Source organism: Actinomyces sp. W5033 (genome assembly GCF_051303165.1).
Map to the genome: position 1 here is coordinate 57,557 of NZ_JBPPGD010000005.1, position 19,666 is coordinate 77,222.

At 70.9% G+C, this 19,666-nt stretch carries 18 protein-coding genes; 14 read left to right on the plus strand and 4 right to left on the minus strand.

Translation table 11 applies throughout. From position 1 onward, the window contains the following. Positions 1 to 8 precede the first annotated feature (8 nt). The 3 genes from ACSJJR_RS04635 to tsaD all read left to right on the plus strand — a co-directional run bounded on the left by ACSJJR_RS04635 (position 9) and on the right by tsaD (position 3,970). Positions 9 to 2,012 carry a fumarate reductase/succinate dehydrogenase flavoprotein subunit gene (locus ACSJJR_RS04635; protein ID WP_435942315.1) on the plus strand — a complete coding sequence of 668 codons (2,004 nt, stop codon included), beginning with the start codon at positions 9 to 11 and terminating at the stop codon, positions 2,010 to 2,012. Further along, positions 2,009 to 2,779, plus strand: a complete 771-nt coding sequence (locus tag ACSJJR_RS04640) for a succinate dehydrogenase/fumarate reductase iron-sulfur subunit (RefSeq protein ID WP_435942316.1) — start codon at positions 2,009 to 2,011, stop codon at positions 2,777 to 2,779. The genes ACSJJR_RS04635 and ACSJJR_RS04640 overlap by 4 nt, the downstream gene beginning before the upstream one ends. A gap of 144 nt (positions 2,780 to 2,923) precedes the next feature. Next, positions 2,924 to 3,970, plus strand: a complete 1,047-nt coding sequence (gene tsaD, locus ACSJJR_RS04645; protein ID WP_435942317.1) for a tRNA (adenosine(37)-N6)-threonylcarbamoyltransferase complex transferase subunit TsaD — start codon at positions 2,924 to 2,926, stop codon at positions 3,968 to 3,970. A gap of 48 nt (positions 3,971 to 4,018) precedes the next feature. On the opposite strand, the gene ACSJJR_RS04650 is transcribed toward tsaD, so the two are convergent. Beyond that, positions 4,019 to 5,320: a class I SAM-dependent methyltransferase gene (locus ACSJJR_RS04650; RefSeq protein ID WP_435942318.1), complete on the minus strand. Its 1,302-nt coding sequence runs from the start codon at positions 5,318 to 5,320 to the stop codon at positions 4,019 to 4,021. A 209-nt stretch (positions 5,321 to 5,529) separates the two neighbouring features. Here ACSJJR_RS04650 and ACSJJR_RS04655 point away from each other — a divergent pair, with 209 nt between their 5' ends. Next, on the plus strand, positions 5,530 to 6,222 hold the full coding sequence (locus tag ACSJJR_RS04655) for a SanA/YdcF family protein (RefSeq protein ID WP_435942319.1): 693 nt from the start codon (positions 5,530 to 5,532) through the stop codon (positions 6,220 to 6,222). A 184-nt stretch (positions 6,223 to 6,406) separates the two neighbouring features. Beyond that, positions 6,407 to 6,703, plus strand: coding sequence for a co-chaperone GroES (gene groES / locus ACSJJR_RS04660; RefSeq protein WP_166855989.1), 297 nt, complete (start codon positions 6,407 to 6,409; stop codon positions 6,701 to 6,703). A gap of 176 nt (positions 6,704 to 6,879) precedes the next feature. On the opposite strand, the gene ACSJJR_RS04665 is transcribed toward groES, so the two are convergent. After that, positions 6,880 to 7,164 carry a WhiB family transcriptional regulator gene (locus tag ACSJJR_RS04665; protein WP_435942320.1) on the minus strand — a complete coding sequence of 95 codons (285 nt, stop codon included), beginning with the start codon at positions 7,162 to 7,164 and terminating at the stop codon, positions 6,880 to 6,882. A 316-nt stretch (positions 7,165 to 7,480) separates the two neighbouring features. Between ACSJJR_RS04665 and guaB the strand changes: the two genes are divergently transcribed. The 5 genes from guaB (at position 7,481) to ACSJJR_RS04690 (ending at position 13,025) form a co-directional block, all read left to right on the plus strand. After that, positions 7,481 to 9,010, plus strand: a complete 1,530-nt coding sequence (guaB, locus tag ACSJJR_RS04670; protein ID WP_435942321.1) for an IMP dehydrogenase — start codon at positions 7,481 to 7,483, stop codon at positions 9,008 to 9,010. Continuing rightward, positions 9,007 to 10,326 carry a sensor histidine kinase gene (locus tag ACSJJR_RS04675; RefSeq protein ID WP_435942322.1) on the plus strand — a complete coding sequence of 440 codons (1,320 nt, stop codon included), beginning with the start codon at positions 9,007 to 9,009 and terminating at the stop codon, positions 10,324 to 10,326. The genes guaB and ACSJJR_RS04675 overlap by 4 nt, the downstream gene beginning before the upstream one ends. Beyond that, positions 10,323 to 10,973 (plus strand): response regulator, encoded by a 651-nt coding sequence (locus tag ACSJJR_RS04680; RefSeq protein WP_435942323.1) that lies wholly within the window; start codon positions 10,323 to 10,325, stop codon positions 10,971 to 10,973. The genes ACSJJR_RS04675 and ACSJJR_RS04680 overlap by 4 nt, the downstream gene beginning before the upstream one ends. A gap of 76 nt (positions 10,974 to 11,049) precedes the next feature. After that, on the plus strand, positions 11,050 to 11,931 hold the full coding sequence (locus ACSJJR_RS04685) for an ABC transporter ATP-binding protein (RefSeq protein ID WP_435942324.1): 882 nt from the start codon (positions 11,050 to 11,052) through the stop codon (positions 11,929 to 11,931). After that, on the plus strand, positions 11,928 to 13,025 hold the full coding sequence (locus ACSJJR_RS04690; RefSeq protein ID WP_435942325.1) for an ABC transporter permease: 1,098 nt from the start codon (positions 11,928 to 11,930) through the stop codon (positions 13,023 to 13,025). The genes ACSJJR_RS04685 and ACSJJR_RS04690 overlap by 4 nt, the downstream gene beginning before the upstream one ends. 16 nt (positions 13,026 to 13,041) lie before the next feature. Here ACSJJR_RS04690 and ACSJJR_RS04695 read toward each other — a convergent pair whose 3' ends face one another. Both ACSJJR_RS04695 and ACSJJR_RS04700 read right to left on the minus strand, forming a co-directional pair. Further along, positions 13,042 to 14,967, minus strand: coding sequence for a hypothetical protein (locus ACSJJR_RS04695; protein ID WP_435942326.1), 1,926 nt, complete (start codon positions 14,965 to 14,967; stop codon positions 13,042 to 13,044). Positions 14,968 to 15,534: 567 nt separating this feature from the next. Then, the gene (locus ACSJJR_RS04700) at positions 15,535 to 16,287 is read right to left on the minus strand and encodes an exonuclease domain-containing protein (protein ID WP_435942327.1); all 753 of its coding nucleotides are present in this window, start codon (positions 16,285 to 16,287) and stop codon (positions 15,535 to 15,537) included. A 163-nt stretch (positions 16,288 to 16,450) separates the two neighbouring features. Between ACSJJR_RS04700 and ACSJJR_RS04705 the strand changes: the two genes are divergently transcribed. The 4 genes from ACSJJR_RS04705 to ACSJJR_RS04720 all read left to right on the plus strand — a co-directional run bounded on the left by ACSJJR_RS04705 (position 16,451) and on the right by ACSJJR_RS04720 (position 19,412). Then, the gene (locus ACSJJR_RS04705) at positions 16,451 to 17,584 is read left to right on the plus strand and encodes a GuaB3 family IMP dehydrogenase-related protein (RefSeq protein ID WP_435942328.1); all 1,134 of its coding nucleotides are present in this window, start codon (positions 16,451 to 16,453) and stop codon (positions 17,582 to 17,584) included. 141 nt (positions 17,585 to 17,725) lie between these two features. After that, positions 17,726 to 17,992, plus strand: a complete 267-nt coding sequence (locus tag ACSJJR_RS04710) for an HPr family phosphocarrier protein (protein WP_435942329.1) — start codon at positions 17,726 to 17,728, stop codon at positions 17,990 to 17,992. A gap of 90 nt (positions 17,993 to 18,082) precedes the next feature. Beyond that, on the plus strand, positions 18,083 to 18,727 hold the full coding sequence (locus tag ACSJJR_RS04715; RefSeq protein ID WP_435942330.1) for a MarC family protein: 645 nt from the start codon (positions 18,083 to 18,085) through the stop codon (positions 18,725 to 18,727). 43 nt (positions 18,728 to 18,770) lie between these two features. Continuing rightward, positions 18,771 to 19,412 (plus strand): ribonuclease H family protein, encoded by a 642-nt coding sequence (locus ACSJJR_RS04720; RefSeq protein WP_435942331.1) that lies wholly within the window; start codon positions 18,771 to 18,773, stop codon positions 19,410 to 19,412. The last annotated feature ends 254 nt before the right edge of the window (positions 19,413 to 19,666 follow it).

The following is a 19,666-nucleotide window of genomic DNA, read 5'->3' on the forward strand; positions in this document are numbered from 1 at the left end:
CTACACCCATGACTGCTGAGCTCATCGAGGGCCTCTACCGCCAGGGCGAGGCGATCGCCGACACCAAGGCCCCTCACGACGTCCCCATCGCGCAGCGCTGGGAGCAGCGCAAGTTCAACGCGAAGCTCGTCAACCCCGCCAACCGCCGCAAGCTCGACGTCATCGTCGTCGGCTCCGGCCTGGCCGGTGGTGCCGCTGCCGCCTCGCTCGGCGAGCAGGGCTACAACGTCAAGTGCTTCTTCTACCAGGACTCCGCCCGCCGTGCGCACTCTATCGCGGCCCAGGGCGGTATCAACGCGGCGAAGAACTACCGCAACGACGGCGACTCCGTCTACCGCCTGTTCTACGACACCGTCAAGGGCGGCGACTACCGCGCCCGCGAGGACAACGTCTACCGCCTGGCCGAGGTCAGCGCGAACATTATCGACCAGTGCGTGGCCCAGGGCGTGCCCTTCGCCCGCGACTACGGCGGCATGCTCGACAACCGCTCCTTCGGCGGCGTGCAGGTCTCGCGCACCTTCTACGCCCGTGGACAGACCGGCCAGCAGCTTCTCATCGGCGCCTACCAGGCGCTTGAGCGCCAGGTCGCGGCCGGGACCGTCAAGGAGTACCGCCGCCACGAGATGGTTGAGCTCATCCTCGTCAACGGCAAGGCCAAGGGCATCATCGCCCGCGACATGGTCACCGGCGAGATTGAGACCCACCTGGCTGACGCTGTCGTCCTGTGCACCGGCGGCTACGGCAACGTCTTCTTCCTGTCGACCAACGCGATGGGCTGCAACGCGACCGCCGTCTGGCGCGCCTACCGCAAGGGTGCCTACTTCGCCAACCCCTGCTACACGCAGATCCACCCGACCTGCATCCCCCAGTCGGGAGACTTCCAGTCCAAGCTCACGCTTATGAGTGAGTCCCTGCGCAACGACGGTCGCATCTGGGTTCCCAAGAAGGCCGAGGACTGCGACAAGGACCCGCGCACGATCGCTGAGGAGGACCGCGACTACTACCTCGAGCGCATCTACCCGGCCTTCGGCAACCTCGTCCCCCGTGACATCGCCTCCCGCCAGGCCAAGAACATGTGCGACGAGGGACGTGGGGTCGGCCCGGCCATCAAGGAGACCGCTCCGGACGGCACCCAGCGCATGATGCGCCGCGGGGTCTACCTCGACTTCTCCGAGGCCATCGGCCGCCTGGGCAAGGACGCCGTCTCCGCCCGCTACGGCAACCTCTTCGAGATGTACCAGCGCATCACCGGCGACGACCCCTACGAGGTCCCGATGCGCATCTACCCCGCGGTCCACTACACGATGGGTGGCCTGTGGGTGGACTACGACCTCGAGTCCAACGTCCCGGGCCTGTACGTGGCCGGCGAGGCGAACTTCTCCGACCACGGCGCGAACCGCCTGGGCGCCTCGGCCCTCATGCAGGGCCTGGCCGACGGCTACTTCGTCCTGCCGAACACGCTCAACGACTACCTCGCCGACATGCTGCGCGAGGGCAAGGTTGACCCCAACGCCCCCGAGATCGCCCAGGCGCAGGCCGCGGTCAAGGACCGCATCGAGCGGCTCATGGCGCTCAAGGGCACCCGCTCCGTGGACGACTTCCACATGGCGCTGGGACGCATCATGTGGGAGTACTGCGGCATGGAGCGCCGTGACGCGGGCCTGCGTGAGGCGATCAGGCAGATCCGCGAGCTCAAGGCCGAGTTCTGGCGCGACGCCCGTGTCACGGGCGAGGCGATGGAGCTCAACCAGGCGCTGGAGAAGGCGGGCCGTCTGCTTGACTTCTTCGAGCTTGCCGAGCTCATGTGCATCGACGCCCTGCACCGTCGCGAGTCCTGCGGCGGACACTTCCGGGCCGAGTCCCAGACCCCCGAGGGCGAGGCCCTGCGCCACGATGACGAGTTCCTCTACGTCGCGGCCTGGGAGTTCGGCGGCGAGGACCAGCCGCCGGTGCTCCACAAGGAGCCCCTCATCTACAACGACATCGAGCTCAAGCAGCGGAGTTACAAGTGAACATCAAGCTCAAGATCTGGCGCCAGAAGAACCAGACCACCGCGGGCCGCTTCGAGGAGTACTCGATGTCAGGCATCGAGGAGCACATGTCGTTCCTCGAGGTCCTGGACCTGCTCAACGAGCAGCTCTTCCAGGCCGGTGAGGAACCGGTCGCCTTCGACTCGGACTGCCGTGAGGGTATCTGCGGCCAGTGCGGCGTCGTCATCAACGGGCAGGCCCACGGCCCGATCCGCTCGACGACCTGCCAGCTGCACATGCGCCACCTCGCTGAGGACCCCTCCTTCAAGGACGGCGACACCATCACCATCGAGCCCTGGCGCTCGACCGGCTTCCCGGTCCTCAAGGACCTCATCGTGGACCGTTCCGCCCTGGACCGCATCGTCCAGGCCGGCGGCTACATCTCGGTCAACACCGGGGCGGCCCCGGACGCGCACGCCGTGCCGGTCAAGAAGGAGAAGGCCGACGCCTCCTTCGAGGCCGCGGCCTGCATCGGCTGCGGAGCCTGCGTCGCGGCCTGCCCGAACGCCTCCGCCATGCTCTTCACCGGCGCGAAGATCTCGCACCTGGGCCTGCTGCCGCAGGGCCAGCCGGAGCGTCTTCCCCGTGTCGTGAGCATGCTCAACCAGCACGACGCCGAGGGCTTCGGTGCCTGCACCAACATTGGTGAGTGCGCCGCTGTGTGCCCGAAGTCCGTCCCGCTGGAGGTCATCACGCGACTCAACCGCGACCTCGGCCACGCCCTGTGGGCTGACGCCCGCGCCCACTGAGCCGCAGCCGCTGACCGTCACGCCCCCACGGGCGTGGGGGCGTGGGGGCGTCGTGGCGCGGGACGCGACGGGTGTGGTGAGGGCCCGGGTGGTCCAGGGCCCTGGCGGTCCAGGCCCGGTGCCCGGGCCGCTAGGCTGGTGGCCGTGAGTGAAGCACTGGTCCTGGGAATCGAGTCCACCTGCGACGAGACGGGCGTGGCCCTCGTGCGTGGGCGCGAGCTGCTTGGCGACGTCGTCGCCACCTCTATGGACGAGTACGCCCGCTTTGGCGGCATCATCCCGGAGATCGCCTCGCGCGCCCACCTGGAGTCCTTCCTGCCCACGCTGGACGCTGCGCTTGACCGCGCCGGTGTGGACCTGTCAGAGGTGGACGCCATCGCCGTGTGTGCTGGGCCCGGCCTCATCGGATCACTCACGGTTGGCATCAGTGCCGCCAAGGCACTGGCGGCCGCCACCGGCAAGCCCCTGTACGGCGTCAACCACGTCATCGGGCACCTTGCCGTCGATGAGCTCGTTGACGGGCCCCTGCCCGAGCGCTTCGTCGGCCTCATCGTCTCCGGAGGCCACTCCAACCTCCTTGCCGTGCGCGACATCGCCACCGACGTCGTCGAGCTGGGCGGGACCCTTGACGACGCCGCGGGTGAGGCCTTTGACAAGGTCGGCCGGCTGCTCGGCCTGCCCTACCCCGGCGGGCCGCACGTGGACCGCCTGTCCCAGGAGGGTGACCGCACGGCGATCCGTTTCCCGCGCGGCCTGGCCGCAGGCAAGGACAAGGAGCGCCACCGCTACGACTTCTCCTTCTCCGGCCTCAAGACGGCTGTGGCCCGCTACGTCGAGTCCCTTGAGGACCAGGGCCTCGAGGTGCCGCGGGCGGACGTGTGCGCCGGCTTCTCCGAGGCCGTCAACGACTCCCTCACCGCCAAGGCTGTCCAGGCGTGTGTGGACCAGGAGGTGGACACCCTCGTCATCGGGGGCGGGTTCTCCGCCAACTCGCGGGTGCGCTCGCTGGCTGCCGAGCGTTGCCGGGCTGCGGGGATCACCCTGCGGGTGCCGCCGCTGCGCTACTGCACGGACAACGGCGCCCAGATCGCCGCCCTCGGCAGCGCCGCCGTGCGCGCGGGCGTGGCGCCCAGTCCCATGGACTTCGCCCCTGACTCGGGCATGCCCCTGGACGTCATCATCGCCCACTGACAGGGCAGCGGGGCCGCCCCTTGCCGGCCCGGGGGCTGTCCTGCGGGCTCAGCGTCCAGGGGAGACCGGCTCGACGACGAGCACGGCGCCCCGGGACGGGCTCGCGCCGCCCGCGGCGCCGCGGGCCCGGGCACGTTGGCCGATGCGAGTGAGCACCCAGGTCTCACCGGCGGCACCGGTCGGACGCAGCGAGGCCCTCAGCGCGTCGGGGGACACGTCCACCCCGCGCTTGTGGATCTCCAGGCGGCCGATGCCCCGCTCACGCACCCGCGCCCTGAGGTGGCGCAGGTGCAGCGGAAGCACCTCACGCACCCGCCAGCAGGTGAGGAAGGGGGCGAGGGCGGGCTCGGGCGGCGTGTCTCCGGTGAGGTAGGCGATGCGGGCTCCCACCGGGCGTGAGCCTGTGCGGCGGGCGACCTCGGCGACGAGGCCCGCCCGGATGACCGCGCCGTCGGGCTCCATGAGGTACTCGCCCAGGTGGTCGGCTCCGTCCACCGGCTCGAGCTGCTCGGGCTCCTCGGAGGGGTCCGAGCAGGCCGGGTCCACCAGCCGGTGGGGTCGCAGCTCGCCGTCGGGCGTGGGGGACAGGAGAAGGGCGGATCGCCCGGGTCCCTCGGGGGCCAGCGGGCCGCACCAGATGGCTGCCTCGACGACCTCGCCGGCGACCGACGCCCACTGGACGTGGCTGGACGCGGGCAGAAGCGCGTGGTCGATGCCGGGTGCGACCTTGACGCCCACGGCCTCGACGTGCTCACGCAGGGCCAGCACCTGGCTCAGCCGTGGTGACCACTGCTCGGGGTCACTCAGGCGCCGGCCGTTGGCGCGCCGGGCCGGGTCAGCGAACACCGCGTCCACGCCCTCGGCCTCCAGGTCAATGGTGAGGGCGTCCGCGCACCGGACCTGGGCGCGCTCGAAGGGCATGAGGTTGACGGTGGCCAGGGCCGCCGTCGGCTCGTCGCGCTCGACGGCGAGCACGTCCAGGCCCAGGCCCGCCAGGGCGAGGGCGTCCCCGCCGATCCCGCAGCCCAGGTCCGCCACCCGGCTCACCCCGGCCCGGGCGTAGCGGGCTGCGTGGTGGGCGCAGACCGCCAGACGCGTGGCCTGCTCCAGGCCGTCGTGGGTGAAGAGCATCTGCTGGGCGAAGTCGCCGAACTTGGAGGCCGCGCGTGAGCGCAGACGCTGCTGGGTCAGGGCCGCCGCCACGAGCGCGGGGTCGTGACCTTCGGCACGCAGCACCTCCCCGAGCCGCAGGGCCTCAGACTCCTCGTAGGGGGGCAGGCTGTTGAGCAGGGCCCAGCCCTCGGGGGTGAGCAGCGGGGCGAGGGCGGCTGCCTGCGACGTGTCCTTCACCCCGTGATCCTCCCACGGCCGGGCACGGCGCAGCGCCCCGAGGGCCTGGGCGTGAGCGAGGTGGCGATAGGTTGGGGCGGCCGCCACCTGCGCGGCAGGAGGGGGACGGTGCGGTGACAGGAGGCGCAGGCACCTGTGGTGCGAGGCGTGGGCGCCGGTGCGAGGCGGCGCTGGCGGGGCGGGCTGCGGCCGTCCTCCTGGCGGCGTGCGTGCTCCTGACGGCGGGCGCCAACGCATGGGTCTGGGCCGCCAGCGCAGGGCACCTTCAGGACGCCGGCAGCCGGGCCGACGAGGCCACCGCGCCGGTCGCCATCGTGCTGGGCGCCCGGGTGCACGAGTCGGGCAGGCCCTCGCCGTGGCTGTCCTACCGGCTCGACGTCGCCGCCGAGCTCTACCGCACGGGCCGTGTGGACGCCCTGCTCGTCTCCGGTGCCGGGGGCGGTCACTCCCATGACGAGCCCGGGGCGATGCGCGGCTACCTCGTCGCCGCAGGGGTGCCGTCCGAGGCCGTCGTCCTCGACCCCCACGGCTACGACACCCACGACACCTGTGTGCGTGCGCACGAGGTCTTTGGGGTGGAGCGGGCGCTGCTCGTCACCCAGGACTTCCACACGCCCCGGGCCGTGGCCCTGTGCCGCGCGGCTGGGATCGACGCCGAGGGCGTGGCGGACACGCGCGCGCGGGCGGACCGGGCGGCCTGGGCGCGCTCGTGGCTGCGTGAGCGTGCCGCAGCGCTCAAGGCCGGCTGGGACGTGCTCAGCGGGCGTGAGCCGGTGCCCGGCGGGACACGCGGCGGCGTGGAGGAGGCTGTTGCCTGGACGCGGCAGCACCGTGCCGGGGGCGCTGGAGCCGTGACGCCGTTGGCGAACCCAGGACCGGGACCTGGCACTCACGTTGACTGAGTGCTAACGCCGCGCGTAGATTCGACGCCAGACGCGGCGCCGGGGACCCGGTGCCGCGGCCCGCGCCCCCGGCGCTGACGGGCCGGCCCCCGCGACGGCGGCCCGCCTCACTGAGGGCGTGCACACCACATACACGACGCGCGCTGCGCGAAGGACGCTGAAGAAGCGAGAAGGGGAGGACGCCATGGCGATCTCCATCAAGCCGCTCGAGGACCGCATCGTCGTCCAGACGGTCGAGGCCGAGCAGACCACCGCCTCCGGCCTGGTCATCCCGGACACCGCCAAGGAGAAGCCGCAGGAGGGCAAGGTCGTGGCCGTGGGCCCGGGCCGCGTTGACGACTCCGGCAAGCGCATCCCGGTCGATGTCGCCGAGGGCGACCTCGTCATCTACTCCAAGTACGGAGGCACTGAGGTCAAGTACGCCGGCGAGGACTACCTCATCCTCTCCGCCCGCGACGTCCTCGCCGTCGTCACCAAGTGAGACAGCCGTTCCGCCCAGTCCCCACCGGCTGGGCGGAACGCGGCAGGGGGTGGTGGGGGTACGGGGGGGCCCCCCCCCCCCCCTGTGGCTTTCTTGCTCGCGCACTCCTTGCCGTGGTGTGTCGCGGGGTGCCGCGAGGCGCTGGAGGCGACGGGCCGCAGGGCAGGTCCGGGTGCTCAGGAGCGAGGACCGCGGCTGAGCGCTGCCCGTCGCTCCTCCTCCGTCATCCCGCCCCACACCCCGTAGGGCTCGTGCGCCGCCAGCGCGTGCTCACGGCAGCGGATGATGACCGGGCAGGTGGCGCACACGGCCTTCGCGCCGTCGTCGCGACGGCGGCGCGAGCTGCCTCGCTCGCCCTCGGGGTGGAAGAAGACGGAGGAGTCCATGCCCGTGCACGCGCCCTCGTAACGCCACTCCCACCCCGTGCCCGCGGCCCCGGGACGGAGCGACTGCTCTGGCATGCCGTGACTCCTCCCCGCTCTTATGACGTGACGCGGAGGTCGGGCGGCCATGCCCGCATCGCGGCCCACCACGCATTATGCCCGGAGTGTGCCGGAAGTCCAAAGAAAAACGTTGAAATGGAGCCATTTCCCCGCTTGGGGGACCAGCATGGCCCCATGCGCCCGTGTGGCAACGACTGACACATAGCGGTTCGCGCTGCCCGCCCAGACGCGTCCGCCGTCCCGGTGCCTGCCCGGCGCAGGACCTGCTGGCATCAGGACGCGTGAGGATGATGACGCAGCCGCGGGGTGCATCCGCCGACGGCGCCGACCTACCATGCGGAGGGTGAGCGACTCGATCACCAACTCTGACCTCTTCGCACCCACCGGCCTGACTTACGACGACGTCCTCCTCCTGCCGAGGCTCACCGACGTCATCCCCTCCGAGGTTGACACGACCTCCCGCCTGACCAAGAAGATCAGCCTGTCCACGCCGCTGCTGTCCGCGGCCATGGACACCGTCACCGAGTCCGGTATGGCCATCGCCATGGCCCGGCAGGGCGGCATCGGCATCCTGCACCGCAACCTGTCCATCGAGGACCAGGCGCAGCAGGTGCGCCGGGTCAAGCGCTCAGAGTCCGGCATGGTCTCCGACCCCGTGACCATCACCCCGGAGGCCACCATCGCCCAGCTCGACGAGCTGTGCGGCCACTACAAGGTCTCCGGCCTGCCGGTGGTCGATGAGGCGGGCAACCTCCTGGGCATCATCACCAACCGCGACCTGCGCTTCGTGCCCCCCTCGGCCTGGACCGAGCTGCGTGTGCGCGACTGCATGACCCCGCGCGAGCGCCTCATCACGGGACCCACCGGCATCTCCCGCGAGGACGCCAAGGCCCTGCTCGCCGAGCACCGCATCGAGAAGCTGCCCCTCGTCGATGCCGAGGGCCGTCTCACCGGCCTCATCACGGTCAAGGACTTCGTCAAGACCGAGCAGTACCCCAACGCCACCAAGGACGCCGAGGGCCGCCTCGTCGTCGGCGCCGCCGTCGGCTACTGGGGCGACACGTGGGAGCGAGCCGGCGCCCTGGCCGAGGCTGGGGTCGATGTGCTCGTCGTTGACACCGCCAACGGCGGCGCCCGCCTCGCCCTGGACATGATCTCCCGGATCAAGAACGACTCCGGCTTCGCCGGCATCGAGGTCATCGGCGGCAACGTTGCCACCCGTGAGGGCGCCCAGGCGCTTATCGACGCCGGCGTGGACGCCGTCAAGGTCGGGGTCGGCCCGGGCTCGATCTGCACCACCCGCGTCGTCGCCGGCGTCGGCGTTCCCCAGGTCACGGCCGTCTACGAGGCCGCTCGCGCCTGCACCCCCGCCGGGGTGCCCCTCATCGCCGACGGCGGCCTGCAGTACTCCGGTGACATCGCCAAGGCCATGGTCGCCGGTGCGGACACCGTCATGCTCGGCTCACTGCTCGCTGGCTGCACCGAGTCCCCGGGGGACCTCGTCTTCGTCAACGGCAAGCAGTGGAAGCGCTACCGCGGCATGGGCTCCCTGGGCGCCATGAGCTCGCGCGGACGCCGCTCCTACTCCAAGGACCGCTACTTCCAGGCCGACGTGTCCAGCGACTCCAAGATCGTTCCCGAGGGCATCGAGGGACAGGTCCCCTTCTCCGGTTCCCTGGCCGACGTCGTCTACCAGCTCGTCGGTGGCCTGCACCAGTCGATGTTCTACGTCGGCGCCCGCACGATCAGCGATCTCAAGGCCAACGGGCGCTTCGTGCGCATCACCGCGGCCGGGCTCAAGGAGTCCCACCCGCACGACGTGCAGATGACGGTCGAGGCCCCCAACTACTCCGGGCGCGGATGACCGGCCCGGCGACGGGTGGCCAGGGCGCCGCTCGTGCGACCGGGCCGCAGACCCCTGTGCTCAAGGACCGCCCTCTTCCCTCCGGCTACCGGCGTGCCGATGCCCGCACCGCGGCGCTGCTGGCGGCGCTCGGCGGTTTCATGGCCTGGCTGTCCTCCGCCGGCGGGGTCTCCCAGTTCCAGCAGGACGCGGCCTGGCAGGTGCTCGGCAGCGCGCTGCTCGCGCTGCCCTTGGCCTGGCGACGCCGGCACCCGCTCGTCGTCGGGGTGACACAGTCGGTCGCCTACGCGGTTCTCGGCACCCTCACGGGGTTCGACCTCACCACCTCCCAGGTGCTGCTGTTCCTCTCCTTCTTCTCCATCGGCGCCTGGTCCTCCCAGCGTCGGCGCGCCACGCAGGTGCGTGCCCTCATCTGCCTGGGTATGGGGGCGTGGCTCGTGGCCGTCGTCCTCCACCGCTACCTCGGGCTCCTCGGGACGGCTCAGGCCGTGCCCGTGCGTCAGCTCCTGGCGCTGCTCGTCTTCCAGCTCTTCATCAACACCGCCTTCTTTGCCGCGGCCTGGGTCTTCGGTGACCGCGAGTGGGCGCGGGCCGTGGCCAGAGCCGAGCTGGAGCGGGCCTACACCGACATCCGCGAGCTGCGTGCCGAGCTCGTGGACGCCGCCGTCGGGCAGGAGCGGCTGCGCATCTCCCGCGAGCTGCACGACGTCGTCGCCCACCATGTCACCACCATGTCCGTCCAGGCCGCGGCCGCCCGGCGCCTGCTGGAGCGCGACCCTCAGCGGCACGGCTCCCTGGAGGCCGCCGTCCCGCTCCGGCAGATCGAGTCCGCAGCCCGCCAGGCCGTGGCCGAGCTTCGCACCCTGGTGCTCACCCTGCGCAGCGACGGCCAGGAGGAGGCGCCGCCCACCGTCGACGACATCCCCCAGCTGGTGGAGCAGGCCCGCCTGAGCGGTACCCGGACCACCTTCGAGCACATCGGTGGGGCGGTGCGGGTCAGCCCCGTCATCGGGCTGGTCCTCTACCGGGTGGCGCAGGAGGGCCTGACCAACGCGGCCAAGCACGCGGGAGCCGGCGCGAGCGTGGCGGTGCGCCTGCGGGTGCGCCCCGAGCTGGTCGAGCTCGAGGTCTCCGACGACGGCTACGGTGGTCACAGCCCCGTGCCCGGGACCGGTACGGGGCTGGTCGGCATGCGCGAGCGGGTTGCCGCCGTCGGCGGAACCCTGGAGGTGGGCACCAAGCCCCGCGGCGGCTTCCGCGTGCGCGCCCGGATACCGGTGGCGGACGCCCTGGCCCCGCAGGAGGTACCGGCATGACCCGGGTGCTGCTCGTGGACGACCAGCAGCTCATCCGGGCCGGCTTCCGCACCATCCTGGACAGCGAGCCGGGCCTGGAGGTGGTGGGGGAGGCGGTCAACGGCGCCGAGGCCCTGGCCCAGGCCACCCGGCTGGACCCCGACGTCATCTGCATGGACGTGCAGATGCCCGTCATGGACGGCATCGCCGCCACCCGCGAGCTCGTCGCCCGCGGGTGCCGTGCCGCCGTGCTCATCCTCACCACCTTCGACCGTGACGACTTCCTCTTCGAGACCCTGGACGCCGGAGCCAGCGGATTCCTGCTCAAGACCGCCGAGGCGGAGAAGCTCATCGAGGCCGTCCAGGTGCTCGGACGCGGCGACGCGCTGCTCATGCCCGAGGTCACCCGCCGGGTCCTCACCCGCTACGCCGGCACCCCCCGGTCCGGCTCCGCGGCCGGCACCCCGGCGGGTGACCTGCTCACGGAGCGCGAGCTGGACACCCTGCGGTGCCTGGCACGTGGGCTGACGAACGCGGAGATCGCCGCCGAGCTGTACGTGAGCACCGAGACCGTCAAGACGCACGTGTCCAACATCCTGGCCAAGCTCGGCCTGCGCGACCGGGTGGCCGCCGTCATCTGGGCCTTCAGGCACGGCGTGACCGGCTGATCCCCCGTGCGGGGGAGAGCGAGGCTCGCCCTGCCGCGGGAGGCGGAGGACTGGGGCGCCCGCCTAGCCTGGAGGCATGATCAGCGTCCGCAACGTCCACCGGTTCTTCGGTGACAAGCACGTCCTTAAGGACGTCTCCTTCGACATCCACCCCGGCATGATGACCGGTTTCGTCGGCGGCAACGGTGCCGGCAAGACCACCGCCATGCGCATCATCCTCGGGGTGCTGGCGGCGCAGGACGGGCAGGTGCTCGTCGACGGCGAGCCCATCACCGCAGACCAGCGCGCCGCCATCGGCTACATGCCCGAGGAGCGGGGCCTGTACCCCAAGATGAAGGTCATCGACCAGCTCGTCTACCTCGCTCGGCTGCACGGGATGGAGGCCGCGGACGCCCACAGCCACGCCCTGGAGCTGCTCGAGCGCCTCCAGCTCAAGGGAGAGCCGACCGACACCCTGGAGTCCCTGTCCCTGGGCAACCAGCAGCGCGTGCAGATTGCGGCCGCCCTCGTCCACCGTCCCGCGGCCCTCATCCTCGACGAGCCCTTCTCCGGGCTCGACCCCGAGTCCGTGGACGCCACCGTCCAGGTGCTGCGCGAGTACGCCGCCCAGGGAGCCCCCGTGCTGTTCTCCTCCCACCAGCTCGACGTCGTCGAGCGCCTGTGCGACCGGCTCGTCATCATCCGCGAGGGCGAGATCCGGGCCGCGGGCACCCGCACCGAGCTGCTGGAGGCGTCCACCACGAACGAGTGGGAGATGGAGACCGGATCGGACACCGGGTGGGTGGGGGACACCGGCACCGAGGTGCTCGAGTACGACGGCGGCTACGTGCGCTTTAGGGCCCACGACGCCGGCGCCGCCAACCGGGTCCTGGCGGAGGCGCTCCAGCGCGGCACCGTCACGGTCTTCCGGCGCGTGACCCGCTCCCTGCACGAGACCTACAAGGAGATGACCAAGTGAGCACCCGACCCAGCTTCCAGACCACGGTCGCCGTCGTCGCGCGCCGTGAGATCAAGGCCCGTTTCCTGTCGAAGGCCTTCATCATCTCGACCGTCATCACGGTGCTGCTCATGCTTCTCGTCGTGGTTCTGGGCCCCAGGCTCGGTGACATCGTCGGGGGCGGACCGGACACCGTGGCCGCGGCGCCCAGCGAGGCCGTCGCCCTCGGGGCCGTGCCCGACATCGAGGTCACGCAGGTTGCCGACGCCGAGGCCGCCCGGCAGGCGGTCGTGGACGGAAGCGCCGACGCCGCCGTCGTGCCCGACGAGGACAGCCCCGTGGGCTTGAAGGTCCTCGCGCTCAGCGACCTGCCGGAGGCACTGGTCCAGGGGCTGTCGGTCTCCCCAGCCGTGGAGCTGCTCGACCCCAACGCCCCCAACCCGGCGATCCGCTACCTGCTGCCCCTGGGCTTCGCCATGGTGTGGATGACCGCCACCATCGGCTTCGGCATGTCCATCGCCCAGTCGGTGGTCGAGGAGAAGGAGACGCGCATCGTCGAGATCCTCCTGGCCTCCATCAGCTCCACGGCCCTGCTCACCGGCAAGATCCTGGGCAACTCGCTGGCGGCGCTGGTCCAGATCGTGCTGACCGCCGGGGCGGTGCTGCTGGGCCTGGCCATCAACGACGAGGTCCTGCCCGCCGGGGACCTGGTGGGACCGGTGCTGTGGTTCATCCCGCTGTTCATCATCGGCTTCGTCATGATGGCCTCCATGTTCGCCGCCGGGGCGGCCCTGGTCTCGCGCAACGAGGACCTCCAGACCGTCCTGCAGCCCATGACCTGGCTGGTCATGCTGCCGTACCTCGGGGTCGCCTTCGGCGGCTCGAACGAGACCTTCATGACGGTCCTCAGCTACATCCCCTTCAGCTCGCCCATCGCGCTGCCGGTGCGCATCTTCCTGGGCGGTGTCGCCTGGTGGGAGCCGGTGCTCTCGGTAGCGCTGCTGGTGGCCACGACGGTCGTCGTCATCCTCCTCGGTGCCCGCGTCTACGACCGGGGCCTGCTGCACATGGGCAAGCCGATGGCCTGGAGACAGGCCCTGGCCAAGGCCTCATGAGGCGGCACAGGAGCGGTCAGCACAGGCCGGTGCGCGTGGCGCGCTCTACCGTGGAGGCCGTGACGGCCTTGTCCCACCAGCCTGCGATCCGGTCGAGAGAGGACGGGGTGGGGGCCGAGGCTCCCACGGCTCGCAGGGCCAGTTCACCGAGCCCCAGCAACCACAACTCGGCCCTGAGCCCCCGCCCGAGACAGGAGTATTGAGGAACATCATCTCTCTGCGAGTCGGTTGGGCCGAGGTTCCTGAGGTTGTGGCGAAGGCGGAAGGCCTCGATGGTGGAGCACTCGATGAGCGTGATACGGGTGAGAAGATAGGCGATCGAGAGCCCCAGCAGGACCGCAGCGACCCAGAACAAGGGCTCGTGCACGCAGTCCGGGAGGCGGAACGAGATCGATATGGCGTACATCGCTGAGACCGCGCTGGCGGTGAAGGCGAGCGTCCGGCCGAGTGACTGAGTTGCCGTGATAAGCGCATGCTCGCGTGGGATGGCCAGGTTGAGCGTCAGCGCAGGCAGGATGATCCCGATGAGCAGGGTGACATGGTCGTTCGGGCGGCAAGGGTGGCGTGTCGTCGCGTGGATACCGATGATGAGCGCGAGTGTGAGCAGGAGATTGACCAAGGCGGGGGCGAGAAAGTACCTCCTCCTCGGGTTCAGGCTGACTAAGACCTGCCACTCTGTCCAGACGTCGCCTCGTTGGTCCTCAGGGCGTTCCTCGGGTGCGTGGGTGCGACGGTGGTGGCGCAGGACCTCGGCCTGGTGCGCGTTGGTGATGAGCTCCACGACGGGCTCGTGAGGAGCGTTCGAGAGGGTGGGTGAGGGGGGAGGCGGCTGGGGAGATGACTGGGAGGACGGCTGTGGCCAGTGGTGCAGGAGCAGCCTGTCCTCCTCGCGCTCCTTGTGCAGCAGACCCCCGCGCGCAACGGAGATCCTCCCGAGGGTCATGTCCTCGGGGGCGAGGACCCTCAGATGGGTGGCGACGGTGGTGGAGCCGTCGTTGAACAGCGGGACCGGGACCGCGTAGCTCTTCGGTAATGGCCAGAAGTCAATGAGCCAGGGTTTGCGTTGCCGTCGCTTGTGCGAGTCTATCGCGGGGCGGGGCGGTGCGTACTTGTCAAGCCACACGACCTTGATGACGTCGTCGAGGACGTTGTCCTGGGAGTCCTTGCCGGGCACGTAGACCAGGTGCAGCGTGTAACGGTTCTTCTGCGCCTCGATCTCGTTGAGGAAGGAGTAGGTGGAGGTGCTGACCTCACCCCCGCCCTGGTCCAAGATGCCGAACAGCAGCATGTCGAGGACCGGTTGCGGAGCCTCACACAGTGCTGCGTCAGCGTCCTGGCGCACGAGGCCAAGGAGCTGGCGTCGGTACTGAGCCGACGGGGTACGCGAGCCTGCCGGAGACCGGTCATCGTCCGAGGTCTGTGATCGATCGCTCTCCCCGGCCGGCTGGGAGCTGTGCTCGTCGTACTCGTGGAACGCCAGCGCGGCCCGTTCGCCGATGAGCCGTGCCACCAGCTGCTCACGCGTCTGCGGCCGGTAGGTGAGGAAGTGGTGGACGGACAGAGCCAAGGCCTCGATCCATGGCTGGTCGTCCCGGACTCGCTGCTGGTCATCAAGACTCGTCCAGATGGCGCCGACGACCTGGAGCGTCGTGGCCTCGATGTTCTCGTGACGTCGCGCGACGTTGAGACTCTGCCGGGCGCAGGAGGAGGCGTCGATGTCGAGAATAGGTCCAGGAACCATGCCGGTGAGCACCGGAATGAAGATCGAGTCCTGGCCAAAGGTGTACCTGTCCAGCAGGCTCGTGAGGGCGCGGCCTCGAAGGTCGATGCTCATCGAACGCTTCATCGTGCTGTCGTCGATGAAGCTCACCGTCTGCACCAGGCGTCTTAGCCACAGTGGCCGGGCGGAGTAGACAGCGCTCTGGAACTCCGCGCGCTGCACCAGCTCAGGGACCGAGCATGTGAGTGTCCAGGTGGGCTCTTGGGCGCCCTCAGGCGTGTGAGGGCGAAACAGCCGCCCGCCGACGTCTGCGCCGGGGGAGGAGGACGAGTCAGGACCGGGCTGGCTGTCTCGGCCCGACGAGGAGCGCCGGACTGGCCATATCGTCCGGATGAGACGATGAGGTTTCATGGGCGGGCGGGACGTGTCGAGGTCAGGCGGTGGGCGGCTTCCTGCCAGGAGCCTGCGCCTTGCGGGGGGCTCGCATCCTCAGAACGTTCTCGTAGGACCGCTGGTACAAGGCATCCAGCCCAGCAGGTCGCGACGTTTGCACGGAGGTGACGACCCGGTAGGGCATCTCTTTCCTGGGGAGCTCTTGAGGGTCCGTCGATACGATTGGGGCTGTTGCGCTCATCTGCCCTATGACCTGCTTTTGGATGGCTCGGTACGGTGTGTGCGGAAGGACGTGATGGAGGGCAACCATACTGGCAGACTGTCCTGACGTAAATGTTCGACGCGCACTTGTGTGATGTGTGACTCGTCTCTGTCGCGCTCGCGGCCTGCTCCCCGTCACCCCTGGGCGGCCAGCGGCCAGCCGGGGTCTGCGTCCGGGGTGCGGCCCTGGCGGGCGAGCCACCGGTTGAGGGACTCGGCCCAGGCCCGGTGCGCATCCACCTGGAGGACCTGCAGGGCGGCCAGGTCCGTGTGCCCGATGGTCGGGTGGACGCGGGCGATGGCCTCCAGGACGTCGAGGGTGGCCGCGACGTCCACCTCGGCCGTGTGCAGGGCCTCATCGACCCGCACGCCGTAGACGGAGCACATGTCGGACAGGCGCCGCTTGCCCTTGCGCCAGCGGTCCGCTGCCCGGTCGAGCACGAGGGGGTCGAGGACGGGCGCGGGGACACGGCCCAGACGCTCCGACAGGGGCGCCAGGCCGTGGCGGGAGAGCTCGGACTCCATGAGGGTGAGGTCGAAGGAGGCGTTGAAGACGACCACCGGGGTGCCCTGGGCCATCGCCGCGGCCAGGGCAGCGGCGACCTCCTCCAACACCTCGGCCGCAGGCCGCCCCTCGGCCCGCGCCCGCTCGGTGGTGATTCCGTGCACGGCCGCCGCCGCCGGGGGGATCTCGACGCCCGGATCCGCCAGCCAGGTGCGCACCTGCTGGCCGCGGGAACCGTCCGCGCCACGCGGCCCGCGCGAGACGAGGGCCGCGGTGACGAGGCGGTCGGAGAACGGGTCCACCCCGGTGGTCTCGGTGTCGAAGCCGAGCAGGGGGCCGGCGGCCCAGCCGGCAGCGGCGGGACGGGAGTCGCGTGTGGTCATGGGCCGAGTATGGCAGCGGGCTCCGACACCCATTCCGGTGCCCGCCAGCGGTGTCCGACGGCGGGGCCCGCCAGCGTCGCGCCTTCGACGCGGGGAGCCCCGCGCCCCGGGGGCCGGGACTGCCGTCCGGGTCCGCCAAAGCCGCCTGGCCTACCATCGACCCATGAGCGGTGAGATCGAGATCGGGCGCTCCAAGCGCGCTCGCCGGGCCTACTCCTTCGACGACATCGCGCTCGTGCCCGCCAGGCGCACCCGCGACACCCAGGACGTGCGCGTGGGCTGGCAGCTCGACGCCTACCACCTCGACCTGCCGGTCATGGCCGCCCCCATGGACTCGGTCACCAGCCCCGAGACCGCCGTCCTCGTCGGCAGGCTCGGCGGCGTCGGCGTGCTCGACCTCGAGGGCCTGTGGACCCGCTACGAGGACCCCTCCGAGGCCTACGACCGCATCCGCCGGGCGGGACCCGGTGAGGCGACCCGGGTGATGCAGGAGGTCTACCGCGCCCCCATCCGCCCCGAGCTCATCACCGCCCGCCTCACCGAGGTCCGCCAGGCCGGCGTCGTCGTCGCCGGGCGCCTGAGCCCCGCCCAGACCCAGCGGCACTGGCGCACCGTCGTCGAGGCGGGCGTTGACCTCTTCGTCATCCGCGGGGCAGCCGTCTCCGCCGAGCACGTCTCCGGCACGGTCGAGCCGCTCAACCTCAAGCGCTTCATCTACGAGCTCGACGTGCCCGTCATCGTCGGGGGCGTGACCACCTACACCGCGGCCCTGCACCTCATGCGCACCGGCGCCGCCGCCGTCCTCGTCGGCCAGGGTGGAGGGGCCACCTCCTCGGTGCGTCAGGTCCTGGGGCTTCACATGCCCATGGCCACCGCCGTGGCGGACGTCGCCGCCGCGCGCCGCGACTTCCTGGACGAGTCCGCGGGGCGCTACGTCCACGTCATTGCCGACGGCTCGGTGGGCAACTCCGGCGACGTCGTCAAGGCCATCGCCTGCGGTGCCGACGCCGTCATGCTCGGCGCTGCCCTCGCCCGCGCTGCGGAGGCGCCCGGCGGGGGCTACCACTGGGGCGACGAGGCCCACCACGAGCGCCTGCCCCGAGGCTACCGCTCCTGGGTGGGCACGGTCGGCTCCCTCGAGGAGATCCTCAACGGCCCCTCGGACCGCGCCGACGGCACCCTCAACATCGTCGGCGCCCTGCGCCGCACGCTCGCCACGACGGGCTACTCCGACGTCAAGGAGCTCCAGCGGGTCGAGGTGGTCCTGGCGCCCTACTCCGCCACGCCGACCCGTTGACGCACACCGCGCTTCCTGGCTCCCGCACAGGTGCAACCGTCCGGTAGGGTGACCACGTTCGGACCCGCCGCCCGCACCCGCCAGGGGCACGGGACCGGGTGCCGCGACCGTGGCACCAACTCTGACTCTCAAGGAGCTCTTATGGCACAGGTCACCGCCACCATCGCCTCCCGCGTCGGTCTGCACGCCCGCCCCGCCGCCACCTTCGTCAAGGCCGTCGCCGAGCAGGGCGTCCCGGTCACGATCGCCAAGGAGGGCGGGGCTCCCGTTGACGCCTCCTCCATCCTCGGCGTCATGACGCTGGGCGCTGGCTTCGGCGACGTCGTCACCCTCGCCTCCGACGCCGAGGGCGCCGAGGGTGCCCTGGACGCCCTCAAGGCCCTGCTCGAGACCGACCTCGACGCCTGAGACACCGCGGGCACGCTGCCCGCTTGAGCGACGTGGGGCGCGCACCGCTGGGTGCGCGCCCCACAGCCGTTGGTGGGACACAATGACGTCATGGACCTCACCCTGCTCGTCAAGGCCCTGGGGGCGTTCTTCGCCATCATGAACCCCTTCGTCAACCTGCCGATATTCCTGTCCCTGACGGCCGGGCAGGAGCCCTCCCAGCAGCGGCGGACCGCCTGGCGCACAACCCTGTCCAGCGCCCTCATGTGCGCGGTGGTCGCGGTCAGCGGCTCGGCCCTGCTGCGCTTCTTCGGGATCAGCATCGACGACTTCCGGGTCGCCGGGGGGCTGGTCCTGCTCACCATCGCGCTGGGCATGCTCAGCGGGCACGGCTCAAGCGCGCACGAGGGCAGCAAGACGGAGAAGACCCACGCCGTCGAGCACGCCGCGGCTAATGACGTCGCCTTCTACCCCATGGCCTTCCCCATGATCGTCGGCCCCGGGACCATCACCACCATCATTGTCCTGTTCTCCCAGGCCGACGGCGTGGAGGGGTTCGCCGCCGTCGTGCTCGCTCTCGTCCTGGTCCTGGGGGCACTGGGCATCGTGCTGCACTTCTCGGCCACCATCGGTCGGCACATGTCGCTCACGCTGCGCACGATCATGACCCGGCTCATGGGGATGATCCTCGCGGCGATCGCGGTGGGCATGCTGGCGGCCGGCCTGACCCGGCTCCTGCCCGGGCTCGCCGGCTGAGGCCCGGGTCGAGGGCGTACGGGCCGCCGGTAGGCTCCCACCCATGACGATCATCGCTGCGGTGGACGGCTCCGCCCTGGGAAACCCCGGCCCCGCGGGCTGGGCCTGGTACGTGGACGAGTCCTGCTGGGCCGCCGGCGGCTGGCCGGAGTCCACCAACAACCGGGGCGAGCTCACCGCCGTCCTTGAGCTGCTGCGCGCCACCGCGCACACGGGCCAGGACCTGCTCATCCAGGCCGACTCCCAGTACGTCATCAACTCCCTCACCAAGTGGATGCCGGGGTGGAAGCGGCGCGGCTGGCGCAAGGCCGACGGCAAGCCGGTCCTCAACGACGACCTCATGAAGGCCCTCGACGCCGCGTTGGCCGGCCGCCAGGTGCGTTTCGAGTGGGTCAAGGGCCACGCCGGGCACCCGGCCAACGAGCGGGCCGACGACTGCGCCCGCGCCGCCGCCACCGCCTACCAGCGCGGCACAGCGGTGCCCACGGGACCGGGGTGGACGCACGGGGGGCCGGCCCCGGCCCAGCCGGACGGCCTGCTCGAGCCGGCCGACAGCGCAGCCACCCTGGCCACGTACGAGCGGGCCGCCGTACCCGCCCCGCAGGGCGAGGTCGTGCCCGGGGCCACCGCTGAGCGCCGCGCCCGCCTGCGTGCCCAGCAGGAGGCCGACGGCACACTCTTCTGAGCCCACGTGAACGTGGGTGATTGCTGTGGGGTAGGCCTCGTGGGTGCGGCCCGGTATGCGCTGACGCACAGCCTGGTCCCGATGACGCGGGTCAGGTGGACATGGATGGTCATGTGACACCCGCGGACGACCCGGGGTCCGTCACGGGGCCGACGGGCCCATGTTCCGCCTTGCGTGCTTCGATACACCTGTGGCAACCAGTGCCACAAGCGGCATAATCCCCGCCGCTACAGATCCTTCGTCAGTGACGTCTT

What these genes read in the sequence shown, in the direction of transcription:
- ACSJJR_RS04675 (WP_435942322.1), top strand. Translation starts at nt 9,007, where the DNA reads ATGACCGGCCCGGCGACGGGTGGCCAGGGCGCCGCTCGTGCGACCGGG.
- ACSJJR_RS04720 (WP_435942331.1), top strand. Translation starts at nt 18,771, where the DNA reads ATGACGATCATCGCTGCGGTGGACGGCTCCGCCCTGGGAAACCCCGGC.
- ACSJJR_RS04685 (WP_435942324.1), top strand. Translation starts at nt 11,050, where the DNA reads ATGATCAGCGTCCGCAACGTCCACCGGTTCTTCGGTGACAAGCACGTC.
- ACSJJR_RS04715 (WP_435942330.1), top strand. Translation starts at nt 18,083, where the DNA reads ATGGACCTCACCCTGCTCGTCAAGGCCCTGGGGGCGTTCTTCGCCATC.
- ACSJJR_RS04680 (WP_435942323.1), top strand. Translation starts at nt 10,323, where the DNA reads ATGACCCGGGTGCTGCTCGTGGACGACCAGCAGCTCATCCGGGCCGGC.
- groES (WP_166855989.1), top strand. Translation starts at nt 6,407, where the DNA reads ATGGCGATCTCCATCAAGCCGCTCGAGGACCGCATCGTCGTCCAGACG.
- guaB (WP_435942321.1), top strand. Translation starts at nt 7,481, where the DNA reads ATGCGGAGGGTGAGCGACTCGATCACCAACTCTGACCTCTTCGCACCC.
- ACSJJR_RS04635 (WP_435942315.1), top strand. Translation starts at nt 9, where the DNA reads ATGACTGCTGAGCTCATCGAGGGCCTCTACCGCCAGGGCGAGGCGATC.
- ACSJJR_RS04705 (WP_435942328.1), top strand. Translation starts at nt 16,451, where the DNA reads ATGAGCGGTGAGATCGAGATCGGGCGCTCCAAGCGCGCTCGCCGGGCC.
- ACSJJR_RS04665 (WP_435942320.1), bottom strand. Translation starts at nt 7,164, where the DNA reads ATGCCAGAGCAGTCGCTCCGTCCCGGGGCCGCGGGCACGGGGTGGGAG.
- ACSJJR_RS04710 (WP_435942329.1), top strand. Translation starts at nt 17,726, where the DNA reads ATGGCACAGGTCACCGCCACCATCGCCTCCCGCGTCGGTCTGCACGCC.
- ACSJJR_RS04700 (WP_435942327.1), bottom strand. Translation starts at nt 16,287, where the DNA reads ATGACCACACGCGACTCCCGTCCCGCCGCTGCCGGCTGGGCCGCCGGC.